The organism is Mastigocoleus testarum BC008, from assembly GCF_001456025.1.
GTDB lineage: Bacteria > Cyanobacteriota > Cyanobacteriia > Cyanobacteriales > Nostocaceae > Mastigocoleus > Mastigocoleus testarum.
The window spans coordinates 1-22,312 of record NZ_LMTZ01000137.1; the positions used below are offsets into that span (position 1 = coordinate 1).

Annotated in this window: 45 protein-coding genes; 4 read left to right on the plus strand and 41 right to left on the minus strand. The window is 36.3% G+C overall.

The window, feature by feature from the left end:
* The first annotated feature begins 275 nt into the window (after positions 1-275).
* The gene (locus BC008_RS36155; protein WP_036264727.1) at positions 276-1,157 is read left to right on the plus strand and encodes a DUF4349 domain-containing protein; all 882 of its coding nucleotides are present in this window, start codon (positions 276-278) and stop codon (positions 1,155-1,157) included.
* Positions 1,158-1,238: 81 nt separating this feature from the next.
* Here the strand turns inward: BC008_RS36155 and BC008_RS36160 are convergent, their stop codons facing one another.
* The gene (locus tag BC008_RS36160) at positions 1,239-1,871 is read right to left on the minus strand and encodes a DUF3885 domain-containing protein (protein ID WP_036264726.1); all 633 of its coding nucleotides are present in this window, start codon (positions 1,869-1,871) and stop codon (positions 1,239-1,241) included.
* Positions 1,872-1,931: 60 nt separating this feature from the next.
* Positions 1,932-2,465 (minus strand): hypothetical protein, encoded by a 534-nt coding sequence (locus BC008_RS36165; protein WP_027841281.1) that lies wholly within the window; start codon positions 2,463-2,465, stop codon positions 1,932-1,934.
* Positions 2,466-2,656: 191 nt separating this feature from the next.
* On the opposite strand from BC008_RS36165, the gene BC008_RS36170 reads away from it, so the two are divergent.
* Entirely contained in the window at positions 2,657-3,034 is a 378-nt protein-coding gene (locus BC008_RS36170) for a hypothetical protein (RefSeq protein ID WP_027841280.1), read from the plus strand.
* Positions 3,035-3,083: 49 nt separating this feature from the next.
* Here BC008_RS36170 and BC008_RS52300 read toward each other — a convergent pair whose 3' ends face one another.
* The 5 genes from BC008_RS52300 to BC008_RS36185 all read right to left on the minus strand — a co-directional run bounded on the left by BC008_RS52300 (position 3,084) and on the right by BC008_RS36185 (position 6,041).
* On the minus strand, positions 3,084-3,665 hold the full coding sequence (locus tag BC008_RS52300; RefSeq protein WP_321170101.1) for a DUF1186 domain-containing protein: 582 nt from the start codon (positions 3,663-3,665) through the stop codon (positions 3,084-3,086).
* 7 nt (positions 3,666-3,672) lie between these two features.
* Positions 3,673-4,002, minus strand: coding sequence for a DUF1186 domain-containing protein (locus tag BC008_RS52305; protein WP_268768268.1), 330 nt, complete (start codon positions 4,000-4,002; stop codon positions 3,673-3,675).
* A 112-nt stretch (positions 4,003-4,114) separates the two neighbouring features.
* Positions 4,115-4,246: a DUF1993 family protein gene (locus BC008_RS52310; protein ID WP_268768269.1), complete on the minus strand. Its 132-nt coding sequence runs from the start codon at positions 4,244-4,246 to the stop codon at positions 4,115-4,117.
* A gap of 58 nt (positions 4,247-4,304) precedes the next feature.
* Entirely contained in the window at positions 4,305-4,628 is a 324-nt protein-coding gene (locus BC008_RS52315) for a DUF1993 family protein (RefSeq protein WP_268768270.1), read from the minus strand.
* A 420-nt stretch (positions 4,629-5,048) separates the two neighbouring features.
* Positions 5,049-6,041 carry an RpoD/SigA family RNA polymerase sigma factor gene (locus BC008_RS36185; protein ID WP_027841279.1) on the minus strand — a complete coding sequence of 331 codons (993 nt, stop codon included), beginning with the start codon at positions 6,039-6,041 and terminating at the stop codon, positions 5,049-5,051.
* A 403-nt stretch (positions 6,042-6,444) separates the two neighbouring features.
* Between BC008_RS36185 and BC008_RS36190 the strand changes: the two genes are divergently transcribed.
* Complete coding sequence (locus BC008_RS36190) at positions 6,445-7,134, plus strand: hypothetical protein (RefSeq protein ID WP_027841278.1); 690 nt, start codon at positions 6,445-6,447, stop codon at positions 7,132-7,134.
* Positions 7,135-7,790: 656 nt separating this feature from the next.
* Here the strand turns inward: BC008_RS36190 and BC008_RS36205 are convergent.
* The 17 genes from BC008_RS36205 to BC008_RS36280 all read right to left on the minus strand — a co-directional run bounded on the left by BC008_RS36205 (position 7,791) and on the right by BC008_RS36280 (position 13,006).
* The gene (locus BC008_RS36205) at positions 7,791-8,015 is read right to left on the minus strand and encodes a hypothetical protein (RefSeq protein WP_161938201.1); all 225 of its coding nucleotides are present in this window, start codon (positions 8,013-8,015) and stop codon (positions 7,791-7,793) included.
* Positions 8,005-8,226, minus strand: coding sequence for a hypothetical protein (locus tag BC008_RS36210; RefSeq protein WP_027841275.1), 222 nt, complete (start codon positions 8,224-8,226; stop codon positions 8,005-8,007). The genes BC008_RS36205 and BC008_RS36210 overlap by 11 nt, the downstream gene beginning before the upstream one ends.
* A 69-nt stretch (positions 8,227-8,295) precedes the next feature.
* Positions 8,296-8,523 carry a DUF6839 family protein gene (locus BC008_RS36215; protein ID WP_027841274.1) on the minus strand — a complete coding sequence of 76 codons (228 nt, stop codon included), beginning with the start codon at positions 8,521-8,523 and terminating at the stop codon, positions 8,296-8,298.
* 41 nt (positions 8,524-8,564) lie between these two features.
* Positions 8,565-8,783 carry a hypothetical protein gene (locus BC008_RS36220; RefSeq protein WP_027841273.1) on the minus strand — a complete coding sequence of 73 codons (219 nt, stop codon included), beginning with the start codon at positions 8,781-8,783 and terminating at the stop codon, positions 8,565-8,567.
* A 106-nt stretch (positions 8,784-8,889) separates the two neighbouring features.
* A complete protein-coding gene (locus tag BC008_RS36225) occupies positions 8,890-9,192 on the minus strand; it encodes a hypothetical protein (protein ID WP_027841272.1) in 303 nt (100 codons plus the stop codon).
* Positions 9,193-9,278: 86 nt separating this feature from the next.
* Positions 9,279-9,410, minus strand: a complete 132-nt coding sequence (locus BC008_RS52320) for a hypothetical protein (RefSeq protein ID WP_268768271.1) — start codon at positions 9,408-9,410, stop codon at positions 9,279-9,281.
* A 13-nt stretch (positions 9,411-9,423) separates the two neighbouring features.
* Entirely contained in the window at positions 9,424-9,585 is a 162-nt protein-coding gene (locus tag BC008_RS49960; RefSeq protein WP_161938202.1) for a hypothetical protein, read from the minus strand.
* A 48-nt stretch (positions 9,586-9,633) separates the two neighbouring features.
* On the minus strand, positions 9,634-9,882 hold the full coding sequence (locus BC008_RS36235) for a hypothetical protein (protein WP_153009721.1): 249 nt from the start codon (positions 9,880-9,882) through the stop codon (positions 9,634-9,636).
* A 55-nt stretch (positions 9,883-9,937) separates the two neighbouring features.
* Positions 9,938-10,117, minus strand: a complete 180-nt coding sequence (locus tag BC008_RS36240; protein WP_027841269.1) for a hypothetical protein — start codon at positions 10,115-10,117, stop codon at positions 9,938-9,940.
* Between the two features lie 17 nt (positions 10,118-10,134).
* On the minus strand, positions 10,135-10,344 hold the full coding sequence (locus BC008_RS36245; protein WP_027841268.1) for a hypothetical protein: 210 nt from the start codon (positions 10,342-10,344) through the stop codon (positions 10,135-10,137).
* 9 nt (positions 10,345-10,353) lie between these two features.
* The gene (locus tag BC008_RS36250; protein WP_027841267.1) at positions 10,354-10,605 is read right to left on the minus strand and encodes a hypothetical protein; all 252 of its coding nucleotides are present in this window, start codon (positions 10,603-10,605) and stop codon (positions 10,354-10,356) included.
* Positions 10,606-11,061: 456 nt separating this feature from the next.
* The gene (locus tag BC008_RS36255; RefSeq protein ID WP_027841266.1) at positions 11,062-11,265 is read right to left on the minus strand and encodes a hypothetical protein; all 204 of its coding nucleotides are present in this window, start codon (positions 11,263-11,265) and stop codon (positions 11,062-11,064) included.
* On the minus strand, positions 11,252-11,509 hold the full coding sequence (locus BC008_RS36260; RefSeq protein ID WP_027841265.1) for a hypothetical protein: 258 nt from the start codon (positions 11,507-11,509) through the stop codon (positions 11,252-11,254). Before BC008_RS36260 ends, BC008_RS36255 begins: the two co-directional genes overlap by 14 nt.
* Positions 11,510-11,585: 76 nt before the next feature.
* The gene (locus BC008_RS36265) at positions 11,586-11,840 is read right to left on the minus strand and encodes a hypothetical protein (RefSeq protein ID WP_027841264.1); all 255 of its coding nucleotides are present in this window, start codon (positions 11,838-11,840) and stop codon (positions 11,586-11,588) included.
* A complete protein-coding gene (locus tag BC008_RS36270; RefSeq protein WP_058184389.1) occupies positions 11,841-12,242 on the minus strand; it encodes a hypothetical protein in 402 nt (133 codons plus the stop codon).
* A 277-nt stretch (positions 12,243-12,519) separates the two neighbouring features.
* Positions 12,520-12,732, minus strand: coding sequence for a DUF6839 family protein (locus BC008_RS36275; protein ID WP_036264723.1), 213 nt, complete (start codon positions 12,730-12,732; stop codon positions 12,520-12,522).
* A 25-nt stretch (positions 12,733-12,757) separates the two neighbouring features.
* On the minus strand, positions 12,758-13,006 hold the full coding sequence (locus BC008_RS36280; RefSeq protein WP_027841263.1) for a hypothetical protein: 249 nt from the start codon (positions 13,004-13,006) through the stop codon (positions 12,758-12,760).
* A gap of 248 nt (positions 13,007-13,254) precedes the next feature.
* Here BC008_RS36280 and BC008_RS49965 point away from each other — a divergent pair, with 248 nt between their 5' ends.
* The gene (locus tag BC008_RS49965; protein ID WP_161938203.1) at positions 13,255-13,446 is read left to right on the plus strand and encodes a hypothetical protein; all 192 of its coding nucleotides are present in this window, start codon (positions 13,255-13,257) and stop codon (positions 13,444-13,446) included.
* A gap of 12 nt (positions 13,447-13,458) precedes the next feature.
* Here BC008_RS49965 and BC008_RS36290 read toward each other — a convergent pair whose 3' ends face one another.
* From BC008_RS36290 to BC008_RS52325, 17 genes are all read right to left on the minus strand, one after another.
* A complete protein-coding gene (locus tag BC008_RS36290; RefSeq protein WP_027841261.1) occupies positions 13,459-13,701 on the minus strand; it encodes a hypothetical protein in 243 nt (80 codons plus the stop codon).
* Between the two features lie 55 nt (positions 13,702-13,756).
* A complete protein-coding gene (locus BC008_RS36295; protein WP_153009722.1) occupies positions 13,757-13,960 on the minus strand; it encodes a hypothetical protein in 204 nt (67 codons plus the stop codon).
* 16 nt (positions 13,961-13,976) lie between these two features.
* Positions 13,977-14,117 carry a hypothetical protein gene (locus BC008_RS49970; RefSeq protein ID WP_161938204.1) on the minus strand — a complete coding sequence of 47 codons (141 nt, stop codon included), beginning with the start codon at positions 14,115-14,117 and terminating at the stop codon, positions 13,977-13,979.
* A gap of 531 nt (positions 14,118-14,648) precedes the next feature.
* The gene (locus BC008_RS36305) at positions 14,649-16,391 is read right to left on the minus strand and encodes a hypothetical protein (RefSeq protein ID WP_153009723.1); all 1,743 of its coding nucleotides are present in this window, start codon (positions 16,389-16,391) and stop codon (positions 14,649-14,651) included.
* Positions 16,392-16,591: 200 nt separating this feature from the next.
* Positions 16,592-17,287: a hypothetical protein gene (locus BC008_RS36310; protein ID WP_027841257.1), complete on the minus strand. Its 696-nt coding sequence runs from the start codon at positions 17,285-17,287 to the stop codon at positions 16,592-16,594.
* Positions 17,274-17,798 (minus strand): hypothetical protein, encoded by a 525-nt coding sequence (locus tag BC008_RS36315; protein ID WP_027841256.1) that lies wholly within the window; start codon positions 17,796-17,798, stop codon positions 17,274-17,276. Before BC008_RS36315 ends, BC008_RS36310 begins: the two co-directional genes overlap by 14 nt.
* A 312-nt stretch (positions 17,799-18,110) precedes the next feature.
* Entirely contained in the window at positions 18,111-18,386 is a 276-nt protein-coding gene (locus tag BC008_RS36320) for a hypothetical protein (protein ID WP_027841255.1), read from the minus strand.
* An 11-nt stretch (positions 18,387-18,397) separates the two neighbouring features.
* Positions 18,398-18,970, minus strand: coding sequence for a hypothetical protein (locus tag BC008_RS36325; RefSeq protein ID WP_027841254.1), 573 nt, complete (start codon positions 18,968-18,970; stop codon positions 18,398-18,400).
* A 12-nt stretch (positions 18,971-18,982) separates the two neighbouring features.
* Positions 18,983-19,360 (minus strand): hypothetical protein, encoded by a 378-nt coding sequence (locus tag BC008_RS36330; protein ID WP_027841253.1) that lies wholly within the window; start codon positions 19,358-19,360, stop codon positions 18,983-18,985.
* A gap of 448 nt (positions 19,361-19,808) precedes the next feature.
* Positions 19,809-20,183 carry a hypothetical protein gene (locus BC008_RS36335; RefSeq protein WP_153009724.1) on the minus strand — a complete coding sequence of 125 codons (375 nt, stop codon included), beginning with the start codon at positions 20,181-20,183 and terminating at the stop codon, positions 19,809-19,811.
* A gap of 26 nt (positions 20,184-20,209) precedes the next feature.
* Complete coding sequence (locus tag BC008_RS36340) at positions 20,210-20,446, minus strand: hypothetical protein (RefSeq protein ID WP_027841251.1); 237 nt, start codon at positions 20,444-20,446, stop codon at positions 20,210-20,212.
* The gene (locus tag BC008_RS49975) at positions 20,439-20,633 is read right to left on the minus strand and encodes a hypothetical protein (protein ID WP_027841250.1); all 195 of its coding nucleotides are present in this window, start codon (positions 20,631-20,633) and stop codon (positions 20,439-20,441) included. Before BC008_RS49975 ends, BC008_RS36340 begins: the two co-directional genes overlap by 8 nt.
* Positions 20,620-20,871, minus strand: coding sequence for a hypothetical protein (locus tag BC008_RS36350; protein WP_027841249.1), 252 nt, complete (start codon positions 20,869-20,871; stop codon positions 20,620-20,622). Before BC008_RS36350 ends, BC008_RS49975 begins: the two co-directional genes overlap by 14 nt.
* A gap of 1 nt (position 20,872) precedes the next feature.
* Positions 20,873-21,241 (minus strand): hypothetical protein, encoded by a 369-nt coding sequence (locus BC008_RS36355; RefSeq protein ID WP_027841248.1) that lies wholly within the window; start codon positions 21,239-21,241, stop codon positions 20,873-20,875.
* Entirely contained in the window at positions 21,241-21,534 is a 294-nt protein-coding gene (locus BC008_RS36360; RefSeq protein WP_027841247.1) for a hypothetical protein, read from the minus strand. Before BC008_RS36360 ends, BC008_RS36355 begins: the two co-directional genes overlap by 1 nt.
* 2 nt (positions 21,535-21,536) lie before the next feature.
* A complete protein-coding gene (locus tag BC008_RS36365; protein ID WP_027841246.1) occupies positions 21,537-21,770 on the minus strand; it encodes a hypothetical protein in 234 nt (77 codons plus the stop codon).
* Positions 21,771-22,188: 418 nt separating this feature from the next.
* Positions 22,189-22,311: a hypothetical protein gene (locus BC008_RS52325; protein WP_268768272.1), complete on the minus strand. Its 123-nt coding sequence runs from the start codon at positions 22,309-22,311 to the stop codon at positions 22,189-22,191.
* Between the last annotated feature and the right edge of the window lies 1 nt (position 22,312).

Below are 22,312 nucleotides of genomic sequence, written 5' to 3' on the forward strand. Positions count from 1 at the left end.
CCTTAATTTTTACGTTGAAAGAGAATCTGCAAGGATTGGTCTCAAAGCCTTGTAAATACTGCCTTGTAAATTTTAGGACGGGTCTAAGGAGAAACCTGGACATTTGAAATTTAAGGCACTTTTCTTTTTAAGATATCTCCTAAGTCATACCTCGAATAAAGCTGATTTGAGTAACTCTATTGTTGATTTCAATTATTGTTACTCATTAAACTTGTTTTAATACTCAGTGTTATCTTTGAGATGTTAATCATAACAAGTGTAATTAACTGTACAAAATGCAATATAAATCTACTTTATTTTTAATGTTACTCTTCGCAGGTACAATCTTTACTAGCTGTGCTAGTTCTACAACTGAATCAATAAAAATTTCAGAATCAGGAGAGGTATCAAGTGATACTTTTGTTGCACAACGAGTAAGTGACGCTAGCTCTAAACTAATTGAATCTCCACAAGCTGTAAAAGCATCTCGTCCAAAAACTCAACTAATCAAAAAAGCAGCCATGACTGCGATCGTTGACTCAGTGGAAGAAAGTATTGATGCTGTATTGGAAATTATTACTAAACAGCAAGGTGATTTAATTAAGTTAGAACAAAAACAGCCCAGAAATAATCGTACTCCCTACAAAGCATTAATTCAAATGCGAGTACCACAAAATTTATTAACATTAACTCTTGATGAATTAGCTAAATTAGGTACTGTACAAAGTCGTAATATTACGGCTCAAGATGTAAGTGACCGCTTAGTAGATATTCAAGCCAGACTCAATAATTTGCGCAAGACAGAAGCTAATTTGCAGAAACTTATTGATCGTGCAAAATCAGTAAAAGATATATTGAGTGTAACTCAAGAACTAAGTAAAGTAAGAGAGCAAATTGAGCGAATTGATGCTCAACTCAAAAACTTACAAAATCAGGTAGCTTATTCCACAATTACCTTAAATTTAGAAGCCGCAGTTGTTAACTCTAGTCCAAAACCCAATTTTGGTAGTCAAATAAAATCTACCTGGAATAACTCAAGTAATTCTGTTGTTGAATTTACAATTGGTTTACTCAAAATAGGTATTTGGCTAGTTGCATACACCCCATATTTATTGATTATGCTTGCAGCTGCATATGGTATTAACAAATGGCGACGCAGTTCTAATAACTTAAACTAAAGGCGAGAAAGGTTCTTGGGGAATTCTTTGCAAAAATTAAAACCCTTATCAAATCTGGATCAAGCACAATTTTTTTAATATTCACGAGAACAGGCGGTCAATTTTCTCTCGATCATAATCTAAAATCCATGCATTATGACTTTTATAAAGCTTTTGCAAAACATCTTTTTTTAAAGCAACTATATCCATGCCTCTATCATCATAAAGAAGCAAGACTAAACCTTTAGTATGATTGATAAAAAAGCATTCACCGCGTAATGAAGGTTGTCGCATTGAGCCAAAATCAGTGTTTATCAACGCCAATAATATATTTTTTGAATTTACGTCCTTCACTTTAAGGTTTGGGATAGTTACTCTACGCAAACACATGAGTTTACCATACAAGTCTTGGGAATATATTTCTCTATGCTTAGTAAACTTGATATTTCTATTCTTGATATTACTGACCTGCTTGAAGAGAAAATTCCCCTTTCTAATTTTATTTCGACCATGAGAGAAAATTTGATAAGCGATAGAAATATCATCATCTGGTGAAAAAGCGGACTCAAATATACTTACGGCTCTTGCAAAAGCTACATTAAAATATTCTTTGTTTAATATTCCTTTATCAAAGTCAGTCCAAATATCTACTTCAGCCGGACCAATCTCAAACCTTAGCCCAAAGGTATTGTTATAAAAAAGGGGTTGTTCTAGTTTTATCTCTTCACAGACCACAGAGTTAACCAGGAAATAAACAAGTATTAAGTATATTTAACAAGTATACAAAATAAGTAATCAAGAAAGTTGTTTTTCAACACTTGAAAAAGTAGAATAGCCAAAATTACAAATGATATTTCTTAGCTTTTCTACGTAATTAGACTTCATGTCTTTAGGAAGATTACTTACAAAATGCAAAATGTAGTCATTAACATCTTCTGACTCAAAATATTCATCTTCTTTATGATAATTCTCGAGATACAAGTAACCATCTTCAAAAGCTTGCTCAACGTCCTCAATTATTTTTATTATTAAATCTCCAATTTGCGAAGGAAATTTATCCCACAATCCTCTAATTTTTTCTAGCTGTTTTAATAATTCATGTTCAAACTCTTTGGGATTATACAATTTCTCCTCATCAGAAAGTAGAGTATTGATAGTTTTTGAAACTTCTTTTAAGAGATTAATCGCATCATCTTGACTGGCAAATTGGGTATTAACATTTTCAAAAAAACTTTTCGGTGCAAATTTTAATACCAACTCAATAAGCTCTTCTTTTGTAAGATTATTTAAGTAGCTTAAAGTTCTCTTTTTTAAGTTCGGTTTACTCATATTATTGCCTGTAGCTTATGTGAAACTTACAAATTAAACCAAGTAAAGATGTAGTGATAATAAACTATATATGGCCACAGGGTAACTACACACTTTGCTTATCTTCTAAAGAAGAAGACTTTGGTCAGAGATAAAAGATTTAGTTAAGATAGCCGTGAAAATGCATTGGAAACTGAATAGTCAGATAATGAATGATGGAATGGTCAATAGATAGTACTTCGGGTAAAAAGTTTGTAACTGTGCCAGACCTGTTGCCTGATAAACTTATTAAAGCAATGGATAATCCTCCTGGTTCATTTTTATTAGATCCTTATAGGAATTATCGTTTTTCTTCCACCAGACTACCGGAAATACTGGATAATCTTCACAAGGCAATATATGACCCTCGTCAAATCAATCGTCAAGAAGTTCTTGAACGTCTACACTTGAAGCAGTGGGAAGAATGGGCTTGTGGCGCATTACAATCTGCAGAGAATAAAGACATACTTCTAGTTACACTTTTGAAATTAGAAGATTTGTGTTCTTATGCACTAAGGGAAGGCAAAGACATATTAATTTTTGGTGATTGATCCACATTTTGAGTGACTACAAACTACCAGAAGTGACGCACAACCAATATTATTTTTTCTTTCCTCGATTCTTTCGACGAGATTCTTTCTGCATTTTTTTCTTTTTCTTCGCTTTACTTTTAGAAGTCTTTTTACCTGACCTGGAAAAACCTTCTATTCCTGTCAAATTATTGTTCAAATTTTTTGGCTGATTCTCCTCAAAACAAGCCCAATATCCGATTTCCGATATCGTATCTTTAATCAAAGAATAACGCTCATCTTCACGAAGCTCATTCAAATTTGCTTCTGAGCCTGCTTGGAGATTATCATTAAATTCATCCCTTCCGAAAAAGAATGGTTCGATTAAATCTTCATCAAAAGCTCGCTCAATATACTCCTTAAGTTCTTCAGGACAAAGTATAGAACTGTTAATTACTAACTCTGTCCAAAATACATATTCCCCTTCCCATTCAAGATCAGTTTTAGAATCTTTAGTTGCAAACACAGTTAAGAAAAGTTTCTCAAAATATTCTATAACTTCTTCCAGAGGAATAATTTCTTGAACTACCAAAATAACTAAAGTTCTAATAGCAGCACTTCTGGTAAATTGGTCAACTTCTTGCTTTTCTATCAGTTGTTTGATCGGTTCAATATTTCCATCACTTACCCCAAGCTAGTATTTTGCCTAAACCCTCAGTTACTACATCTCCTGTTACTTCTAATGGCAGTTCTCCCGGTACTGAGAAAAAATCAATTATGAGAGGATAAGCCTTTGGTTCTCTAAATTGTGCTAGTAAAAATAAAGCATAAATATGTAAAAAATAGTCGGATTTATTAAATAAATCCTCCAAATTATCTTTACATTCTGATAAAACATCTAACAAAAAAGGAGTAATTGCTTCCTTTGATTCAATAGCTCTTTCTAAAGCTTCACGAGGAAATTTTCCAGTATTATTTTCTAATTCTGATAAAATCTCTTTTACTTCCATATTCTTAAAATTCCTTTGACGAGAATACGAACAATAGTTTAACTAGTATAAATTTTTGCTATAATTTTAAATTACCTAATTTCATCTAGTCACATATCTGATTTCTTTACACTTACACCTTTTTGAGAAATGGAACCAAATGCATCATGTAATCTCGTTTTCCGATGGGTACACCATCCATACGAAGAATGTCGTAAGCCGTAACCATATGGAAGTAAAAGTTTGGAATCAGAAAGTCATTCACATAATCTCTACCAAACATCTCGATGTAAAGACCCTCACCTAAGTCAACGCGGGTAAACTCACGCCCGCTTTTTATCTCCAACATTAATGTATCCAAGAAGCCCCTTAGTATTTGCTATATGTTCGTATGCCTGCACAAGAGATGTAACTTCTGGATTTAAATTATCCATCGGTTTACTATCACACCACAAAGCAAAGTTACGGGGTTGATTGCAAGTAAAAGCGATCTGTGTACCAAAGGGAAGCATATCAGCCACAATCCGCTTGTGAAGAAACGACTCACTACCACTAAAATGAGTCTGGGCTAACTTTAGAATATGCTCAAGAGTTGTTAGACGACTTTGGAAGATTGTTTTGATTGAATCTATATTTTGATTCTGCATTTTGTGATCTCTCTTATCAACAGTATTTATAAAAAACTATCTCATACACTTACAAAAAAAATATAGCTTGATAATATCTTTCTAGCTTCCTACGGCTACCCTTGCTTTTTGCTGTGAAAAATACCGGAGTAAAAATCTCATAATCTACACTGTGGGCAAACTTGATTTTGATCATTAATAATAAAAACTTGAAAGTCAACACCCTCAAGGAATCTAGACGTTTCAAAAGTAGAATTAGCATTACCTTTTGTGGAATAACCAATCCACCATCAAGATAATCGAAACCAATTGAACTGTTCTTTCGTTCAAAGTATTAATTCAAACGTTAGATTTACACCTGACTGATTATTTACAAGACTTACAGTAATTGAAGACCACAAATCGTAGTATATTCAAACACTGTAAATACTAGTATAAAAACTAATTATGCAAATAGCTGCCAACTTCATATTTGTGTTTTCTCAACTTTTTAAGAGCACGTTGCTGTATTTGTCTTATGCGCTCGCGACTCAATCCTAAACGTTCTCCAATTTGGGATAAAGTTAGTTCATCTCCATCCGTTAAACCAAAGCGCAGAGTTATAATTTCTTGTTCTTGAGGAGTTAGTTCTGACAGAAGTTTCTTAATATTTTCACGCAGAAGCTCTGCTTCAACATAAGACTCGCTGCTAAAACTTTCACATTTAAGCATATCTTTTAATTCAGTATCTCTATCTTCACCAATTCGCATATCCAAAGACTTCGGTTTACGAATCAATCTCAAACATTCTCGAATCTGTTCTGTAGATAAAGATAATGCTTGAGCGATCTGTGCCACATTTGGCGCATAACCCAGTTCCTGAGACAACTCTGCTTGAACACGCTTAATTTTGTTAAGTTTCTCGGTCATGTGAACTGGTAAACGTACAGTGCGTGCTTTTTCTGCAATACCTCTTGTAATACCCTGACGAATCCACCAGTAAGCATAAGTTGAAAATTTGTAGCCTTTGGTTGGATCAAATTTTTCTACTCCTCGTTCCAAACCCAGAGAACCTTCCTGGATTAAATCCAGAAATTCCATGTCTCTATCCTGATATTTCTTGGCAACGTGCACTACAAGCCTTAAATTACTCTCCATCATTTTTCGCTTTGCTATCTGACCTTGCTGAAGTTGTTTTGATAGCATTTCTTGACTGAGTTGCATTTTGTTAGCCCACTCGCCAATTGTTGGTTCACGATCTAATTGCGCCTTCAGCTTTTCTTTGGTCTCAAGCAAAGTAAGCATCTGCTGAATTTTCTTGCCGTATTGAATTTCTTGTTCAGCATTTAAGATTGGAAAACGTCCGATCTCGCGAAGAAAGGTTCCAATAATATCACGGGAAGACTTAGGTTTTTTCTGTTGTTCGTTGTTATTTTTAACCTTTGTTGCATTCATTTAAATTTCCTCCGTCAACACCCTTATTAATGAGTAAATTAAAGTTATAAAAATTCCAGAATAAATAAATATCTTAAAAGTAAGTCATAAAATTTTTCGTTTAAATGATTTATCACAATACCATAAATTAAACATTCTTGTATTTGTTGAGGGTAACAGTACCAAACCCTTGCCAAATGAAGGTTATTCCCAATGATATAATTCAGAGGGCAACACTGCATATTGGATTCTATCTACGGTTATATTGCAAAAATAGAATTAAAATGTAGTTAGAAAACATTAATAATTTCAGTGATAGTATTCCCAACAAAAGTCACACAGTGAGGTCAATCAGACTCTTACATTATTCACATTTGTTGAAACCAGTTTTATAATTGTTAAATTATTTCTTGAGAGGCGAAATATGCTGTTTTCTGCAATTGGGGTTTTAGCTGGTAATATCACTCAAAAAGATGACAAGCTATTTATTTCTATACAAGATAAAGAATATCCTTTGTTTTACAGCAAGTATGACTCCAAAAAAATAAATCAATCCCTTACAAGTAATTCCTCTACACAACAGCGTATCTCTGTTTACCCAAAAATATCACACTCTAATAAAAAAGATAAAGTACATACTATAAAGTTTCGTTTGCTGAAATTTGAGCCAGAAATATCTAATACTGTTACCAAAGGTATTTTGCAGACTTTTGAACCCAACGAGTTTAAAATTTTTGGCTTATGGCAATTTCTTCAACAATGTCAAACTCCTGTTATTTCTGTTTATAGAAATTTTGATCAATACCGCTTCAAAGAATTAGAAAAACTCGAACCAAAACAACAAACTAAACGCATTTCTCCTTCTCATTTACCTGTAATGTGGGAAAATCCACCTGTCCAACCAGTCAAATTAAACTCCAAACAACAACATCCATATTTTGTCCAAGTAAAAGCTAAATTTAATCCGACAACAGATATATTTGAGTTTGATAGTTTATTATCTGAGCCAACAAAGGAATGTCCAGAATATTTTAAGCCTAACTATAAAAAAACAAAGTCTAAGGAAGAATCTAAAACTAATCATGAAGAGCGTTCTGTTTCCACTGCTGCATAATTATTTTTGAATGCATAAATAAATAATTAACAGCAAAAAATGACCCCAGACTTTTAATAGTCTGGGGTTAATTCTATTTTTTCACACATCAAAAAATTTAATTTCCAGGAAATCCTCTTCTGGTTGCCAGTCTCAACACTTTATCCTGGAAGCACTTCAGCATTTTTGAACTTTGTTTAGTTGCCACTTATTTTTGTAGCTTTTAAATTTCAACGAGAATAAGCCAAATTCTGACTATTTCTGGAATCTCTGCATCTCTTAGTGTTCTTAGGTGCATTTACATGTTGTTTCTTCCAATTTGCTTTGATTCCTGAGATAAAGCTTGTTGCCTTGGTATTTTTGGCTTGCAGAAATTCCTCAACTGCCAACCAAGTACTTTTACAGCGGAAGTCTGCATTGGCACAATTGTAACCAATTTTACTCAAATTTGATTTTAATTGGACAAGGTTTTGCGCTCTTGCTAGCTTTAATGCAGATTCCTTGATTTCTTGTAGTTTTCTTGGACTTGTTTCTTTGGATGAATTTTTTACGTATAAATTTGGTAAACTTTTGGAAGACGCGCGGCTGCGCCACGAATGGCTTTAATTTCTTGGTTCTCATTTTATTGAAGAGACGTAACTGTGGCGTTAATTTGATACTACCACAGTTATTGCAACTTAACCAAAATGCCAGTCTTTATACAGGGAAAGGTTAGTCTTGAGGACGCCTCTATCTACTGCATTCGCAAGAGCATCTACAGCATCAGCTAAATTCATGTCACCCGTCTTGTGTGAAGAGGCACACAAGGCGTTCCATTGAAGTTCACTTTGTAAACTTTCCATCTGCTGGAGGATTTCTGCTAACTGCGATTCAAATTCTTGGTTGTTCATTTCATACCTCAAAATCAAATATACCTTGCACGCCATGTATATCCAGCTTTTCTGGATCGACCAAATTCTGTTTTATCTTTTCTAGCCTATTTGCTGCTCCATCAAAAGTTTTGTAGAGTTTCGCATTTTCTATCCCTTTCTGCGGCTTGTTTTGTTTGCCCCAGTACCATAGATCATTTCCGTCAAACCAAAACGCCCCGTAGAAATAATTTTCTGTATCCATATTTCAAAATTTTCAGGTCAAACTGTGTTTACGTAAGCGTTGCAGCAACGCTTACAGGCAATTCTATAATTAAACTATTTTGTTAACTTGACAGTTAACAGCAGGCACAAGGAACTCAGAAGCATAAACAGAAGCATAGGTTTCCCAACTGTCATTATCAGCAACTTTAACAAGTAAAAAACCATATGAACTCGCATCAAAATTGCAATGATTAGCAACAGCTTGAATGTCTTGAGAATCAGTAACGAGAAGAATGTTTTCGCCTGCTTGAAAATCACCTACAGTATAATTTTTCATTTTTCTGATTCGCCTTTAAATATTGCTGTAAGAAGTAATACTTATTTCAATCTGTAAACTGGAAAGTCAACAACAGGAACGAAATATTCTTCAGAATAAATTATTGATTCGTTATTGCTGACTAAAAGAAAGCCTTTTCCTTTAGGATCAAAGTCGTGCTTTGTTGCGATCGCTTTAATTCTGTCATAACCATTAATCAGACTAAACTCTTTATCGTGCATGAAGTCACGGACGATGTTTTTAACTTCTGGTGCAGCCATTTGTTGATTATTCAATTACTAGGTTCAACTCAAATTCTTGATAGTCTATCTTTTCAAATATCTTTTATGATGTGTAATCCCAGCGTCGAAAACAATGGAACCGTCATCAGCATGACACTGGATCAATTTGCGGAACTTCTTCTGGATGAAGCCACACAGAAAATCCGTCTTTTTCTCTTGCTTTTAGGTTTTCGCGTTTGGGAGGAATCACAACTTCTAGATCACTTATAGAGACTTCAGCTTTATATCTCTCGGGCAATTCTTCAGCAAGATTTATTTCTTTACCGGTCTTCTGATCAACCAATGCAAACTCAAAATTAGTCTCTCGACTACTGTTTTTGACCTCGTAGTCAACTATCTTCGCTTTGAAAGTCGCTTCACTGGGAGTTTTTTTGTTGTATTCGAACATTTCTCTACGCTAATAAATAGTAAATGGCTCACAAAATGTTGATGAACATATTGTGTTCATCAACTATAAAAAAACTGATTTGCAGTTTACGAAATCGCTTTGAGTAGCTCTAACTGGCTGAGAAAACTGCCTTCTTCTTTCCACTTAGAAAACTCTCTGATAGCTTCGACATGAGTAAAATTTCCTGTACCGTCAGCTTTATCTACTTTTGTAGTCATAATTTTTAAAGCCTCAAAACGTGTCAATGGTGCATCTTTCCAGAGGTCGTGAGAGTGGAGATAATGCACCCAAAAGCTTTGCCCTTTCTTGGCTTCTTGATGGATGAGTTTCTTGTGTAGAACCAATCACGCGAGTCACATGGGAACCGGGGAATTTAAAGTGTTTCTTCTTCATGTCTTGAAATATCAAAAATTATTGTAGTCATGTCTGCTTTGAGGTACTTTAAAAGCTAACGATCGCCATAGAAATGCAATATTTTTTCCCATTGCTTTCTGATATACGATTCACGAGAAAAGTCGTCAAAAACAAAGCTTTGATCATCAAGATTACTAGTAACACTGAAATCAACTGATTTCTCCTACTTTTTCTTTCATCAGCTAACTCCGCTTGAGTTCGTTTTGGAAGACTAGAAATTTGACTTTTTTTATCTCTGAATTCTGCTATGACGACAATTGGTGGTTGCTGTTTCATTTTAAAAATTACATGTAAGCGTTGCTGCAACGCAAACATTAACTGAAAATATTTGTCAATTTCTGTTTTGCTTATTTTTAAGTGCAGCAACATCGTCATCGTACCACTTAGACAATAGTTCAGGGTGTCTCACCCATTCACCTTTTGGCAAGCCTTCTAGTTCATTTCTAGCATTGGCAGTTCTGACTAATTTTTCTACGGCACGAGACAAGCGCGCCTTTAACTCTTCGCCCATGAGAATCTCCTTATTTTTCAGTTTCCTTGGTTTCTAGTAATGGCAGCTTGATGTCTCAATCCAGCTGCACTGGTTTTTAAGTCCTCCGACACCATTCGAGCTTCTTTACTTCCGAGTTGGAGCTTTAGCTCCTCAAGCATTCGTGGCTCAAAGCCTTCTACCATCTTGGCTTTTCGTTCAAGACAATATGCTTCAAAATTATTTTTGAGTCGGTCTACAAAACTCATTGAAATATCCTATTTTTTTAAATGACAATTTCTGAGATATTCTCCCATTTCTGGGGTATAGCCGGTGTGCTCTAAATAGATCTGAAAATCTCTGTTGTATTCGGGACTAGAACCTGAAGCCCAACGAATCACAGATTGGTCTGAAACTTCTTTTATTGCTTCTTCTGGAGTTAAGTCTCTGAAAACTCCCTGGCTAGCGCACTCAGCTAAGTCATCTCTAGCCCATGCAATCATGTTTGCATCTATATTCTCTGGCAACATTTAACTTTTTTCCTGTTTTATAAATATTGTGATTTAATGCACAAAGATATCAAAAATTACCGTAATCAAAAGCAACAGACTGACTTTTAAATTAACCAAATGTTGGAAACGACATCGCCTGAGGGGCATTTTTTTATTAATCCAAGGTGAATTCGTATTGAAAAATACTGTTGATAATTTCATCTGGAACTCCTTGGTTGTAATTTATTTGTTCATCAGTTTTTCTGGCAGGACACCCCATCCTTGCCCGCACTACGTGAACAACCATTAGGTAGGTTGGGGAGGAATGCCAGCCAACTCAACCAGTAATGTTTACAATAAGTCCGCTGCTTCTCTTTAACAGCTTGGTCTTGCGGACAGAGAATTGACCAAGCCGCTTCCAGTCAGCATTGCTGACAGAAACTTGTGTTTTAGTGTCGCCACTCACCCAACCTCTAACCGTTTTATAGCTGCATATCAGATAATTTGATATTCGTCAGTTTCAGAATGCCAGATTGCTTTTTCTTTACTACTCAAAGCATCATCAATTATCTCACCAGCAAGATAATAACCAGCTTTAGGATCATGGGACAAAATCTCCCAAACTTCTGCTGTTACAGTATCTCTAACTCTTTCGTCAACGTGAAAGATGTTTGATGTATCGTAGTTAGTCTCTTTCATTTAAATTTTCTAGCACGGATAATAATTGATTGTTGGGAATTGTCACCTCTTGCATTAAAGTCAAACCATGAGTCAGACTTACATTACCCAATGAATGCTTTTTCATTACCGCTTTGATTGCTTCGCGATCAACACTGTCAATACTTATTCCTCCACATGTAATATTTGCTTCTAATCCTTCACTACGAAATTTTTTGATAATTTTACAAGCTTCTGAATAGCTCCAAGGTCCTGAAATATTCATGTTTTCCTCGCTAATATTAAGTCGAATTTCACAGAAAATTGAACTGTAAACGGTGCAGCAACTCCAGCAGATTGGCTCAATCAGCAAAATCGATTTCTGAATACCAATCTTGTGCATTTAAAGCTTCCGGAGTTTTGGATTTAATAGCGTCGTAAAACTCAGAATCGCTAACCTGTTCTGCATGCCGCACCCTCAAAACTCTTTGATATCCATCTGGATGTTTCGGACAACCTTTAATCCGATCGATACATCCTGGATTATATTCGTACTTAAGGCTGCCATCATCTGCAATTGAGAACAACTTCCATCCATTAACTTTTTCAAATGTCATTTAAAATACCTCACACTTTGTTTCTATTGGTCTGAAGTCTTCCCAGCGAATGACCCAGACTATTTGATTATCGTCACCATTACTGAACTGGTTAATGTAATCTTGGGCAGTTTCCCAAAACCCACCTTCCAGAAGAACATCGCTTTCTGGCATATCTTGCAGATACTCCAAGTAAGGTTCACAGGTTAATTTAAAAGTACCGATTTTCTGAGCACCCCCAACAAAAGGGGCGTTTGACCAAGCGTCGTGGATAATTCGACCTTCCTTATAAGCCTTGATCCAAGTGGCAGCGTGCTTGCTTGACCAAAAACGGCGAGAAACAGTTTTTAAACCCGTGTAGAGCGGATCAGGAACACCACGTTCTCTCGCTAATTTTGATGTAAGCGAAAAAGATAGGATCATCTTTTAATCTCTGGAGACTTAAGTAATTCTGACGAAGAAATTAATTTTGTGTGAACAGAAGACTCTCCTGGAAGCCTTAACTCATCTGGAATATTGACTTGCACTCTATACATTTTTTGACCACAAAAATATAGAGATTCCAACTACATGCTGCTGATATGGACTTGGATGAATGTACGCATTCGCATGAACAAAATTATTTTGCATTTTGTACCTAAAATATCGATATATTTACAAAATTCTCTCCAACTCAGTATCTAGATAAGGCATGAATTTCTTAGACGCGCGGCACAAGCGCGTAGCGTGCTGTAGGCATTGCGCCACGAACAGAAGAATAAACTTCCTTATATTCTCCGTCACCAACATTAACTATCAAAAAGCCGCAGTCATGTTGCTTGATACCTATATGTTCTATGACCGCATCCATATCTTGGGAATCTTGAAGCAATTGATATTGCTCACCTTGCAAATCTCTAGCGTAATGATTCATTGTTTAAAATCCTCAAAATGCAGAATTATTTACGTTTAGACCAAAGGTTTTTTAGTTCCCATTCTTCATAATAACTATCCCAAACTTTCTGAGCCTTGATTTTCCCACGAGTCTCTATAGCTACTTTTTGAGATGAAGATTGAGCAAATTTTACTTCAAGCTCAGTTTCTTGAATAACCTCCTCAAAGGCTGCATCAGCCTCATAATCTCTTGCCTCGCCTTTGGTCATAGGACCATATGAGGTCACAATAATTTCGTTCTGCCATGAGGTCATATTCGTCTCTCCCTAATATTTTAATTTTTTGAATCAGAAGTTACGTAGTTTACAATTGCAACTCTATCGACAAGTGCCTTGCATAAAATATGGACAAAACTGCCAGCCCTTATCAGTTATATGTTTTAACCAATAATTTATTGGCAGCTAAGATTCTCTTTAATCGTTTTTAAATCCTTTGAAATTTTCTGGCAAGGGACTGGGAATGAAAGGAATTTCGCTTTCATGCTTTCTATGACTCTCCCAACATGCAGCAGAATATTGTGTGTACAGAATTATTGTTTGGTGTAATTTTTTGTTTGGGTCGAGGAGTTCTATCTGTGCGATATTGTTTAACTCATCGACAAGTAATTCAAGGTGATCTTTGGTCATTTTTAGATACAAAAAAACTTGATTGTGACGCAGCTGTAAACGTTGCTGCAACGCAAGCATTTTGTTAGCGGCAGGGGGAATTAATCTACTTCCAGATAATAAGTAAAGCTATCCCAGCAATTTATTCGCTCCATAATTGCATGATGAAGTGGATTTATGCTGGGACTTTCCAACATTTCTTCAGAAGCTATATTAAAAGCTTCTTGCATATTTTCTGCGACATATTTTATTTTTCTTTGAGCATTTCCAGATAAATAATTCCTTTTTCGCTCAACCAAATCCTCAAGTTCTTTTAGCTCTTCTTTTGAAGGATATTGCGGCATTTTTACAATGTCTCCTTGTTTTATTTTTCATATTTACTCCTTTTTTTAACTGCCATTACTCCCAAGGATTCTCTTGGAACATGGGGTCTACCTTAATTGTTCTAGTCACTAATTCTTCCAAATTCTTGCAAGTATCAATAATTATCTTCTCTCCAAAAAAAGCAGCATAAGTATCTTCATCTATTTGAGCGAATCGGACATTTTGATAAGGAGCTATTTGTTGATTTATTTTCCGAATTTCATCATTTCTATCAACCATATTATTTTTAGCCTTTTTAACGAACAAATATTACCTGTACAGACTCCGAATCTAAATCAAAGTATTTTAGGAATTTTTCTGCATCCTCCTTAGTTTTAAATTTTTGACTCTCCAGACTATCAGGCGTGAATTCACCATTAAAGTCTAGGTAATTCATGTTTATCTCATGGTCGTCAAACCTTATGTCAGAGATTACATAAAAATTAGAACTTTCCATTTATTTTCCTCCTGAAAACATTATTTGATTTAAATATTTTTGAGTCTTTGGGAATAAGTTTGCAAATATATTGTTTAATAATACAACTATGAAAATTCAGTTATTTCCAGCAGTAAAATAATTTTTCCCTCATTTATATTATTTATATTTTCATGAAAATCAAGTTTATAACTAATAAAATTAATGCAGTAAAACCATAGACTTAATTAACAGTAATAAAAAAATAGTAGAGAACTAAATAAGCTGTTGACACCGTCAAAAAGTTTGTTGCCTCTTGTTGACGTCAACAAGGGGCAACAAACAGGTCAACAAGGAAGTCAACAGGGTCGAAAGCTTACATAGAAGGGGTTTCATTGCTTAAGTCAACAGGAACAACAAAGTCAACAAGTTTAAGGCAACAGGGGCAACAAGGGGTAAACAGGGCATTTTAATCTTTTTTTTATTCCTGTTGACTTTGTTGCCATCGTTTATTTAATAACCAATGAAAGTGAAACCATTCTCTAAATCACCTTCTAATTGACCCCCTTCTTTAAATGCGAGCAACTCATTTTTGATATACTCGATTCCTGGGTATTCTACTTTTTTTTGTTCCCAATGTCTCGAATTTCTGACTGTTTTTGGGGTAATAATCCCTCGACTATTTTCAATGATTCCTTGAACTATATTTTGAACTGCATCTATATAGTCGTCATTATTTAAGTCCTTAGCTAAAAAATTATCTTCATCAGAATTATCTTCAACTCTAGAATTATCAGACTCATCCTTATTGACTGATTCGTCGGATGAATTATCAGCCTTAAAGCTGTCTTCGAGATGCTGTATTACGTCTTCTTCCTCTTTTTCAACTGGACGAGGTTTGGTGCTATTAGAATCAGTGGATGATTCATTTTTAGGTTGTATTTGAGTTGGATTATTATTACCAATAAATTTTCCAGAATCCCTATCAAAACCACTAAGATTTTCTAACTTAGGCATTGGGAACCAATCGGTAAAAGTACCATGATATATGACTCTTCCCACTGGGGATTCTTTACACAAACTCTCAAATTGTTCAGCAGTTGGAACTTTTTCACGGGGTATTAATTTAGCACTCAGAATTTGTAGTGCTTCGCTAATTGATTCATCGCGAACAATAACAATTGGACAAAAGATTGCTTTATCACCGCCGTTTAATCCACAACCTTCCACATGGGCATTTTGCGCCATTCCCCAAACTCTTTTGCCACGAGAACCACCATTACAAGCATAGTTAGCAAGTTTTGTTTTTATGGCATTAAGTCTTTTCTTGCCTTTACCAACTAATTGGGCAGTTTTTAAAATTGTTGGTAATTCATTAATAACTAATAATTTAATGTCACTGTTAAGCTCATTTTCTTTGCAATAAATATCATAATGAGCTAAACAGCTATCAATGAAGTCTGTTGCGTCTGAGGCGCTGACGTTGTCGAAATCTTTGCGAAATAAGAAATCAACACTTTGGAAATACCCAGTTTCTTTGCTATCGTTTTTGGGATCTATAAAGAAAACTTTGGTTTTTGGATTCTTAGCCTTAAGTCTTGCTAAAGCATTACTGACAAAGAAATCTTTACCAGCCCCAGGCACACCGACAATCAAAGAATTTTTGCAAGGATGAGCCATATTTCCTGCTAAATCAGGGATTTTTCTCGTAAACTTAATTTCTTGTGGGGCTTGTTGAGTTATGGTAGTTCCTCCTCTGGATTGAGTTGATGTACCACCACTCCTCAATAAACTCAATTGCTCTGCATGAGATAAATCTGACTCATATTCAGACAAAAGTGGTTGTGCAGTACCCGGCATTAAGAGAGGGCGAGCATCTAGAAAATCTTGTGCTGCCAAGCTCAAATCATATTCTTCCTCAACAGCAAATTGTAATTCTGCCTGTACTGCCTCCTCCCCTACCTGGCGCAGATACTGGCGGAAATTATCCCCATCCAGAAGATGTGCGATCGCGCCATAATCCACAACAGCTTTAATATCCCTTTGCTTCCGTTTAATACCTGCAATCGCCTCATAAATCAGGTATCCACCTGCTGCGGCTCCTACTAAGGGTGAGGCATAAGCGGATAGAACAAGTCCTAAAACTATTCCCCCCACCATCTTTTTAGAAGCGCCCGTCTCCATCGCTTCTTTTAATGCAATTTCGCTCCATTCTTCTGGCGATCGCTGCATACGACTCGGATCAAACCGTGACACACGACTAACTCCTTGAATTTACAGAGCAACCACAGGATTCGACCCTGTACCATCACGGCTTTTTGGAAATCCCAATAAATAAAATCTCCAACCGTTCCTTGTTCACTGCGTGAACAAGGGCCAGCAGTTTTTGGTTTTACCCAATATATATTTATACGGTTGGAGATTTTATAAATTTGAAGTCCCTTGGTTGCCAAAAATTAATTGCTGGACTGACGCATAAAATACATTAACTTGCCAACAAAAATAATCCCCAAAATGATTGTTTCAACGGCGAACAATATAATCAGATTTAGCCCAATGGCATCCCAATCTAACCTGCTATATTGACCAGTTGCGATTACTGTAACCAGGTCAAAAATGGTTCCATTAAGAACTGGAGGGTTGATTATGCAACAAAGAAATAAATCCAACAAGTATGCGAACGCCATAATCAGAAGCAGATTGCTCAAAACCTCTGTAGGAAGTCTGTTGGCAGCACGCTTAGCTATTTTGAGGGCGAAATCATCGCCGTCCTTGACTTGATACTTTTGGGCGCTGTCAGCTTGTTGGATGAATGCCTTCAAGAAAAGACCATGACCCAAGAGAATCAGGGGCAAAACTTCAGGAATTTGGAAACAAGCCCAAAGAACAGCTCCTACACCAAAAGTGAATACCTGCGATATTGCAGCAAATATGGGTCCAATTACCCAAATATTTGATAAAAACTCCCATAAATCAAAGTATTGGACCTGACCAGTTAAGTACCTCACCATTTTTTCGTAGGGTGAGATATTCAGATAAGCTGCCCATCCCAATGCCCCGTATAGACACCAATAAAGCGTAGTCAAGTACCAGGGAGCTTTAGCTCTCCTACGACCAGAAGAAGAAGATTTTCCCCAATTACCTGCTCTCATTGCTACCCCCATTTTTATAGGAAACATCGCCTACTACTGGCATTGAATATTGCTGTCTACGGAATCTTTTTGTACGTCTGGCTACTAAATCCCTATTACCAGTAAAGGCGACTGCACTAACACGCCCTTCTTCGTTCAAGACACCAGTTACGCCAAAGGCATCGCATACAACCGTGCCCCTCACCAAAGGTGCGCCACTAATCCGATCTGTTATTAATTGATCCTTTTTTAACCCCACGAAGTAATGACGTCCTCGACGCCGAACTTTACCCACAACGGGAAGACACTTCTCATAGCGTTGTTCTGCTATTTTGGCTTCTCTTTTCTCATCTGCCCTTTGTCGCTCTAATCTACTCAAGCGATCGTTACTAGCACTAACCTCTGCCTTAACTCGATTAGTCATGGCGATATTGTTGGCAATATCATCACGACTCACAAACAAGCCGACAACACACACTGTACCAAACACGATTTTGATGCCGTGTTTTTTCCATACACGATTTTTCCTCATCTTTTTTTATTTAGAAAACACTGCATTTTTTATTTTGAGAGCTAAATCCAATTGGTATACAAACGTAACAATCAATACTGTATTGCAAGTACAATCCCCACCAACCCAGTCTATTTTTACTTTTTGTATTTTTCGTTACAAAAAGCCGTAAACGTTGCTGCAACGCTAGCACTAACTAAAATTAAACCAAAATTCATATAAACTGCTAACGCTGGTGCAACGATAAGCTCTACAAACTCTGTGGTTAAAGTCTTTTAGGTGCAACGCATAACATTCATGTAGCATAAATGTTTACTCAATTAAGTCAAGAATTTAACCAGGTAAAAACTCAGCTAATCCATTCACTGCCCACTCCAAACCAGAATTCAGTTTGTCGAAAGGTGTAATAAAAGTTGCATTCAAAATTCGCCCCAACATTTTTCTTTTACTCCCGCTTAACTTATACGATAATTTGTTGATTGCCTTACGTCCCAAGGGACTTGAATTAATAAACTTTAGTAATTCCACACACTCGAAGTATGTGGAATCATGAATGTTTCTTACTATGTGATTTGGCACCAAAGCTGGTGCAGTAACTGCCAGTTCCACAAGTAGAAGTCTTAATTCCCACTCCCTCCTACTACTCGCTGATAATATTTTTTTGATTTTTCAACCACATTTTGAGCATCATCTCGCAGTCCTTGTAATTCTGCTAAAAGTTGCTGGTTGTCATCCGCCAAAGAATTTGCCCAATCTTGACGTTGTTTTTGATTATTTACTCGTTGTTGATTAGTTTGCTGTGTAACCAATTTGGCATAATTTAACCACGCACTAGTTCGACCTTGTTGAAAAGCGGCTATTTCCTCAAAGCCACTTTGTACACCCTCTACCAAAATTTCATTTACTGATAAATCAGATATTGTTTGACGTACAGCAAGTTGTACATCATGTTGCTGTAAAGCTAAGTATTCTGGAGTTAACTCAAACCCTTGAGTTGGTGCTGTTGTTAACTTAGTCTGTCTTTTATCACGAATTTTTTCGTATTGCTCAACAAATTTATCTGCAATATCTGCTCTTACAGGAGTATCAACTGCCCAGTTAATATCGTCGTACTCTGCACGCAGAATATCCAATAAATTTTGGACATCTATTTCGATGAATTCTGCTAATTCTTCTACAGTAAAGTTAGTCATTGTCTATTTCCTTTAGGCTGATTGTGGTTTTACTTCATTGAAAACTGTCATTATTTGATCGAATCTTTGTTTAGAAAACAAAGGACGATTATTACGAATGCATTGCTTCGTCATCTCAGCGTTGCAATAATAAGCCATTAGATTTCTTACCCGACTTATAGCCCAAACTTGATAAGGAGTTAGTGGTCTTGTTGTGTCCAGTCCTCCATTACTCATTTGTGGACATTCTTTTTTATAATCGGGAAGAATAAATGCTATTTTTGCAAGCTTTTGAATATATGCTCGCGAGCAATTAAGCATTTTAGATAGCTTTTCTCGCGAGATGTTGTAATCCATATAGATGGAATTATTTTCTAATAACGTATCTATTGTGTGTGCTTGAACTTGCATTTCAATTACTACATCATCGACTCAAAATTTTAATCAAAAGTCAAAACTTTCTCTATAAAAAATGGGGCAGTCTTCCCGTTACTGGGTCTTTGACCCAGTAACGGACGAGTTTCTACATTTAAAAACGAGAGCTTTTTTAAAAGACTGCCCCATTTCAATGCGCGCCTGCGGCGAATAGAAGTGGGCTCAGTAAGCGTTGCAGCCTCGTTTACGCTGAAACAAAAAAAATAAACTTTCAAGCATTGTCTCGGCTTTCGATCCAGTCAACGAATTTTCTGCGAGTTATTTGTTGATAGTTTTTTTCTTCTAAAAGAAATATTCTTAGATCTTGCACCAGCAGAAATTGATGTAATTGTATTACTCAGTAAAAAGCCATAACCCTTAATTTAGCGATATAATGTCATAAAAATTAGGTAGCGTTATCGAACGTATTTTGAATTTACCTGGGTTAATACCTAGAGGTGCAAGATCTGAGTATTCTCGCTTCATCATAGGTTCGGTTCACTATCAACAAAATTTCCACAAAATAAAGCAGAAACCGTTGATAACTATCAAGTCTATGTTTCTGCTTCTTGTTACCGAAATCCAAGTAATTTTGTGCTAGTACCAAATTCGGTTCGATGACTAATTTCCAGTTACGCCATGCTCCATTTCTACCAATACCTGACCTCAAATACCATTCTCTTCTGGTTAATTCACCGCTCCTAAACTTATTTTTCAGTACTTCTAGTACTTCTAGTATTTCCAGAACTTCCAGTTCAGACTTTGGTAATTTCTGCATCAGTAAAATAAATTCTTCAGGTAAGACAAGATTTTTCTTCACACCACAAAACATATAGCTTGTTAAAATTACTCAGAGATTGGTTCGTCATCCTCAGTTACTTGAAATGAGAAAGTATTAGGATCTATAGCACTATTATTCTTAGATTTGTATTTGGCATACCAATTCGCATGCTCTAGATCCAAGTTGAACCAAGCATTACCAAGGTCAGAGGTAACGCCACCATCCTTCGACAGATACCTTTCTTCATCACTGAACTCATCTCTGACAAATTTAATCCCGTAGGCTTTAAAAGACTTAGGCACTATAATTACCTCCTAATTCTTTGATTATTTCAATGGCCTTATTCTCCGGAACAGAACCGCTATACCTACTACCTACTTGAACCAGAAGCTCATAATCTACCAATGTGCTCAAAACAATACTTCGCTTATTTTTTGGTACGTGCTTTTGAATGAAACGGGTGCATTGGGTCGCGTTAAGCTGCTTCATCAGATACCTCAGAAGTCTCTTGATTCATAAGACGAACTGGCAAATCTTGAGCATCATTAATTAACTCACTCACCAGTTCTGCACCAGACATAAAAACTTCATAGATTGTGGGAGCACTCACCTCTTTTCCAGCAATCCTTACCTTATATTTGCGAGTCAAAATATCAAAACTAAAATCGCCACCAATTTTGGAGAAAAAATCAGTAGCGACTTGCACGCTTATTTTTGGATATGACATGTTATTTATTTAACCAGTTGTCCATTTCTTTAATTGCAGCTTTGTATTGACCTGATAAAGCTTGATATTGATGTTGAGAAATCGCACCATTTTTGAAAGCTGTATCAAGTTTTGTACAAACTTGCTCATATCCTCTTTTTCGTTGAGCTACAAAATTTATCTCATCCCGCTCAAGTTCCCTGAAGTCTTCACCCTCATAGCGTTTACCATCAACTTTTATCGCTGTTTCATAAGCTTTCTGACGTTCACGAGGCGACAAAGTTGGATCGAAAGCTTTATCAAGATTGTCCTCGATTTGGCAGTCTGGGTCTAACCTACGCACAACTGCAGCGCCTACAAAAGCTGCACCAGCTAATACTAACGGCAGCATTAATTTCCCCCTTTTAAAAACTTAGAAACATCCATCATTAGTTGGAAACGCTTATTACAACGATCAGCATAAGCAGGATTGTGCGGATAATTTCGAGCGCCTTCTTGAAATTGAGTTTCTGCTAGACTTTCAAAAAAATTACCGCGTTCGACTCGCTCCAATCGGCACTTGTAAGCGATATCCTCTTCCTTATCTTCTATCGAGATAAGAACATCACCAAAAACATCGCCTTGACTAGTTATGATTGGACGATGAATAGGGTAATCTTGTGCAAACTCAAAATTATTGGGCATAATCAAAAATCCCTAACGACAAATCCTCGCTGTCTCCACGCACTAGCATCTTCTTCTGGTATAGGCATCCTCTTGAATTCTGAATCAAAGACAGCACCACGTTGTGCTCCTGTGTACAACCAGTACTCGGCATCACTGGTGCTTTTCATCGCTTCCCATTTTTGAGAAACTGGTGCAAAACCGTTGGTATAATGACCATTTCTGTCTTTGAGATATACAACATCAACACGAGTCATTTGACTTAAAATTCCTCCTATTTAACATCCGTTTTAAGGCACTTGCGCTTTAAAAAGAAGCCGTCATAACCCAGATCTACGCTACACAACGAATAATCCCAAAACACGGCTGGTACCTTTTTTTTTGCGTCTCCCTAAAAAGCAAAATTCCTCGTAAGACTTTGATTAACAAGGGATTCAAAGATTTCAGATTTTTTATTGATTTACTGTTTTTTATTGTTACCTCCAAAATTTGAAATCGCAGTTGTCTGAGCTTCTGAATTATCGATTATTAGCTGTGCATCTTCTCTTGTACTACGGGGGTTTCATAAAAATTACTCAAATCTGCCCAGCCCTATTCAAATCTACTCATTAATACCACTGATTTTGGCTTGTGGCTTGGTGGGTATTTATACAGAAAGCCTTGATTGTAAACTAATCAAACCCACCAAGCCACAAGGGCTGGGCAGATTTGAGCAGGTTTTTCCAAGGGGGTAATTTTCAGAATTACTCCGTCATGAGGAACAACAAAGCGCTCAATTGCATAGAATTTATCAGACATC